This window comes from Sphingopyxis sp. (assembly GCF_036402335.1).
GTDB lineage: Bacteria > Pseudomonadota > Alphaproteobacteria > Sphingomonadales > Sphingomonadaceae > Sphingopyxis.
Window position 1 is genome coordinate 1 of sequence record NZ_DASWTD010000209.1, and the last position, 2,845, is coordinate 2,845.

Below are 2,845 nucleotides of genomic sequence, written 5' to 3' on the forward strand. Positions count from 1 at the left end.
GAGAAGCGCATCGCGCGGCGCCACGCCCTCGACCTTGGGTACCGACCCCAACAACGGCAGCCCCAGCCGCCGTTCGACCTCGGCCGGATCCGCGATCGCCTCGTCCATCTGTTCGAGGGCGAAGGCCGCTGCGGCGCCGACGGCAAGCCCGGCGAGCAATGCCACGATGAGGTTGAGGACCAGCCGCGGGCTGGACGGCTTCTGCGGCAGATCGGCCGGATCGACGATCGCGATATTATTGACACCTACGCCGCCGGCGACGCCGATCTCCTTGAACCGCTGCAACAGGCCGTCATACAGTGCGCGGTTGGTATCCACCTCCTGCTGATAGATATTGTACTGGATGCTGCGCCGACGCAGGTCCAAGTAGCTAGACTTCAATCGCTCGACGCGCGCACGCAGTGCGCTTTCACGGTCCATCGCCTGACGATATTCGGCCTGTACCGATCCAGCAACGCGGCTTTCCTCGCGAGCGATCGAGCGGTCGAGCTGGCTGATCTGCGACTGGAGCGCGCGCGCCGGGGGATAGTCCGGCTCGAACTGCACCATCATCCGCTGATAGTCGGCGGAAAGTTCGGCGCGGCGTTGACGCAACGCGTTGATCGCCTGGTTGCGAAGCGCCTCGCTCGACTGCCCCGCACCATTGGTCTCGCGCGAGCGGGATTCGGCGGCGATGCGATCGGCGGTCGCCTGCGACAACGCGGCGTTCAGCGTCGCCAACTCGTCCGCGACGATCGACCGCTCGCTGGTCTGATTCTCCCCGGCGCCCTGGCTGGGCAGGTTGATGATGCGCTGCTGCTCGGCATAGGCGACGAGCTGACGCTGCGACCCGTCCAGCCGTTCCTTGGTCTGTGCCAGTTCGCGCTGGAGGAGGTTGCGCCCGTAGGAAGTCGCCTGAACCTTTCGCTCGAGATTGGTCTGGATGAAATTCTCGGCCCAGGCATTGGCGATCCGCTGCGAGAATTCGGCGTCCGGACTGGTGAAGGAAATGTTGACCAGGCGCGACAGGCGGGTCGGCTCGATGCTCGCATGCTTGAGGAGGATTTCGCCGGCGATCCGCTGCCGTTCGGCGCGCCCCGCCGCAGTGTAGCGTCCATTGACCTCCTGGAACGCAATGTCGTTGTCACGTTCGCCGAACCGCTCGAAGAACCTCTTGTCGTCCACAAGCCGCAACTGCGTCGCGACGCGCTCTGCAAGCACGCGCGAGCGCAGCAGGCCGTACTGCGTCTGATAGAATTCTTGGTCGGCGATGCTTGTCTCGCGCTCGACGCCCTGGAAATTGGTCAGCTGGCTGGATTCTCGCGAAATCTCGATCGTCGAAATTGCGGTATATTTCGGCGTCATCAGGAAGGTGGCGATTAGCCCGATCAGCAGGCTGGCGACTACCGCCCCCCCGATCACGTACCGCCAGCGCACCGCCACGCGCCAATATTGCCGCAGAAACGGCAGCGTGTCCTCATTGGCCGGCGGGGCCGGCGTAAGCATCACCCCGGGAGATGCAGGGCGGAGGGAGGAACTGACGAGGTTCATGAAGATGGGCCTTATTGCAGCACGGCGATCAACGGCGCCGCAAGCACCGGAGACAACGACACGAAATCACGGAACAGACGACGCTGCGGCGAATCGCCAACGATGATGACGTCATTGGCGTAAACGGGCGGGTCGTCATAGGCACCGCGGCGGATCGCCGAGATATCGTAAAGACCAGCCATCCGCTTGTCGCCCACCGTCCGCAGGATCACGACATCGTTCTGCCGCGCGAATTCGGTCAGCCCTTTGGCCGAGGCGACGACGCGCATCAGCGTCATCTGATTGGTGACCGGGTAAAGGCCGGGTTCTACTACCGAGCCGTCGATGGTCACGACCTGGCTGACCGAACTCTTGATGTTCACCGTCACCTTGGGGTCGCGGACGTAGTGCGCCTTCAGGGAGGTCTCGATCGCGGCCGCAAGCTCTTCCGCAGTCTTGCCGCGTGCGTCGATCGCGCCGGCCAGCGGCATCGCTATCCGCCCGCTGGCGTCGACCTGCATCTCGCGATCGAGATCAGGGATGCCGAACACGCTGACCTCGATCGTGTCGAGCGGCCCGATCAACGCGGGGCGGTCAGCCGCAACCAGGTCGCTACGGTTGGGCGGTGGCAGCACATTGGCACCGTCGACGACGGTCAGGCTACCGTTCGACCGGAGCGGTTCGGGCGAACCGCACGCAGTCGTCGCCAGGGCGATGCACAGGATGGCAATCGGAAAGCGCATTCGCTTGGATGTTCCGGAGAAAAGGGAAGGTGACGCGCTCTATAGATTTGCCGATCAGGACGGTAAAGCCACACCGTTTGCATGGGCTTTACCGCGCGCAAGCCACATTGCGGCGACGACGACCAACGCCATGACCGTCGGCGTGCGGGCAGGATAGTCGGCGGTGCTGGCGATCAGGACCAGCAGGATCATCGCCGATCCCAGCCGTCCCAGCAGGATGTCGTGATCGCCCTTCGCCCGCCACACCCGGATCGAGGCGAGCGCCCACCAGCCGATGGCGGCGACGAGGATGAGGATCCCCGCGATCCCGGCGTCAAGTGCGATCCCGAGATAATCGTTGTGCGCTTGATTGAAATAGGTCGGCTTCAACAGAGCGAACGGCTCGTGGATGCGGAATACCGGGTCGAAACCGCCCAGTCCCGACCCGAACGGCATATACAGCGCGATCATCGCCAGAACGGTGGGGCGCGCGCGCGATCGCATGTCCTCGCCCACCTCCAGCGTGATCAGCCGACTGATTCCGACCGCGCGATCCGCCGCGAAGCTCAGCGCGATGAAACCGCCGATCACCAAAATGGCAGCGACAACACACG

The 2,845-nt window shown here is 64.0% G+C and carries 3 protein-coding genes; all 3 read right to left on the bottom strand.

The window, feature by feature from the left end; genetic code table 11:
- The coding region (locus VGD20_RS06610) for a GumC family protein (RefSeq protein ID WP_331133693.1) at window positions 1-1,485 on the bottom strand (1,485 nt) is incomplete at its 3' end.
- Between the two features lie 56 nt (window positions 1,486-1,541).
- Window positions 1,542-2,252: a polysaccharide biosynthesis/export family protein gene (locus VGD20_RS06615; RefSeq protein ID WP_141397066.1), complete on the bottom strand. Its 711-nt coding sequence runs from the start codon at window positions 2,250-2,252 to the stop codon at window positions 1,542-1,544.
- Window positions 2,253-2,306: 54 nt separating this feature from the next.
- Complete coding sequence (locus tag VGD20_RS06620) at window positions 2,307-2,822, bottom strand: O-antigen ligase family protein (RefSeq protein ID WP_331133694.1); 516 nt, start codon at window positions 2,820-2,822, stop codon at window positions 2,307-2,309.
- Between the last annotated feature and the right edge of the window lie 23 nt (window positions 2,823-2,845).